General features: G+C 74.6%; 1 protein-coding gene. It reads right to left on the reverse strand.

Annotated features, from left to right (window positions below; translation table 11 throughout):
* Positions 1–121 precede the first annotated feature (121 nt).
* Positions 122–1,847 (reverse strand): TIGR02680 family protein (locus AWZ10_RS00390; RefSeq protein ID WP_063809734.1); only part of this gene is annotated, 1,726 nt, incomplete at its 5' end.

The following is a 1,847-nucleotide window of genomic DNA, read 5'->3' on the forward strand; positions in this document are numbered from 1 at the left end:
GCCGGTTCGCCCGGGGCCGGTTCGCCCGGGGCCGGTTCGCCCGGGGCCGGTTCGCCCGGGGCCGGTTCGCCCGGGGCCGGTTCGCCCGGGGCCGGTTCGCCTGGGGCCGGTTCGCGTGGGGTCATCCCGCCTCCAGGTCGGTTCCGTTCCACACGAAGCGGGCGCTGGTGACCGCGTCGTCGTGCCCGTCGGTGAGGAGTTGGTGGACGGCGATTCCGGGCAGCTCGCCGTAGGTGCACCACTCGTGGTCGGAGGTGACCATGAGGTCCAGGTCGAGCGCGGTGAGCAGGGCGAAGACCTGTCCGCGGTTGACGGTGTCGACACCGACGAAGACCTCGTCCAGCAGGATGGGCCGGGGTGCCAGGGGCACCGCCTCGTAGTGGGCGGCGACGGCAGCGAACAGCGGCAGGTGCAGGGCGATGGCCTTCTCCCCGCCGGAGAGCGCGCCGTGCAGCTTCTTCGTCAGCGGCTGCCAGCCGGTGCCGTTCGCCCGGTCGAGGCGGACGGTGAAACGATGCCAGGCGGTGTAGTCGAGCACCTCGCCGAGCTGTTCCTCCCAGCTCGCGGCCGTGTCGCTGCCCTTGGCCTCCCCGACACGGGCGCGGAAGAAGGCGTGCAGGGCCTCCCGGTCGGTCTCGGTGATCCGGCCGGGGTCCTTCAGCAGCAGCTGCCGGGCGGTGCGGGTGCTGTCCGGAAGATCCGGACGGACGTCCCAGACGAGTTGGACGGCGACGTCGGAGGCGGTACGGACCCGCTCCAGGTGCCCGTTCATGCGGTCGACGAGTTCACCGGCCTGACGGATGCGGACCGCGAGGTGCCGACGGATGTCGCCGGTGAGGATCTGGTCGAAGAGGCGCCGCTCGCCGGTGGTGATGTCGTCGCGACTGCGGTCGCGTTCCTCGGTGAGCGTGGTGAGCAGGCCCGTCGCCCCCACGCGTACGCCGTCCAGGGTGGCGGTGAAGAGCTGGACATCGTCGTCGGGTTCCAGGTCCAGGTCGGCGCGGGCGCCGAGGCGCCGGCGGGCCTCGTGGACCGCTTCCGAGAGACGGGTCGCGGCGTCGCCCAGGTTGCGTGGGGCGTGCGGGATCCCGGGCCAGTTCGCCGCGACGGCGCGGGCGGCCTCCAGGGTGGCCTTGGCGCCGTCCCCGGCATCGGGTTCCGGTGCGATGCCGGCGTCCTCGGCCAGCCCGACCAGACACAGATGCCGCAACCGCCGCGCCGCGCGGTCCCGGACCAGGACGGCCTGCTCCCGTCGTTCGGCGTCCTGTCCACTGGTGGCCCGCAGCCCGCCGATACGCCCTTCCAGGCGGAGCAGGAGATCCGCCGCCCGAGCGGCCGCCTCCCTGCAGCGGCGCAGTTCGTCGCGTGCCTCGGTGACGCGCGCGACGATCTGCCGGTAGTCCTCGCCGACGGTGGCCTCCACCGCCTCCAGACGTGCCCTCAGACCCGCCGCTCCCGCTTCGGCGGCGGCCGCGTCCCCGGCCTGTTCCTCTGCCGCCCGGCGCGAACGCTCCGCCTGCGCGGCCGTCTGGTGGTTCCGGTCGGCCGCGGCACTCGCGGTGAGGCGGGCGTCCACCCAGCTGTCGGCGGTGTCCCGGAACCGGTCGATGTCGGCGGACAGTTCACGCAACCGGCCGCGGTCGGTGGGCAGTTGGTGTTCCGCGGCCCGGCGGCCGAGCGTGCGCAGGGCGCCCGCCACCTCGCCCTCGCACCGCGCCAGATGTCCGGCGGCGTCGCGTACGGCGTCGTCCCGGGCGGCCACTGCCTCGTCGGCCCGGTCCCGCTCGCGCCGCCGTGCTTCGAGTTCCCGGTGGTCGGGGCGGGCCGCACGGTCGGCGTCCAGGCGG

Source organism: Streptomyces europaeiscabiei, assembly GCF_001550375.1.
Classification (GTDB): Bacteria; Actinomycetota; Actinomycetes; order Streptomycetales; family Streptomycetaceae; genus Streptomyces; species Streptomyces europaeiscabiei.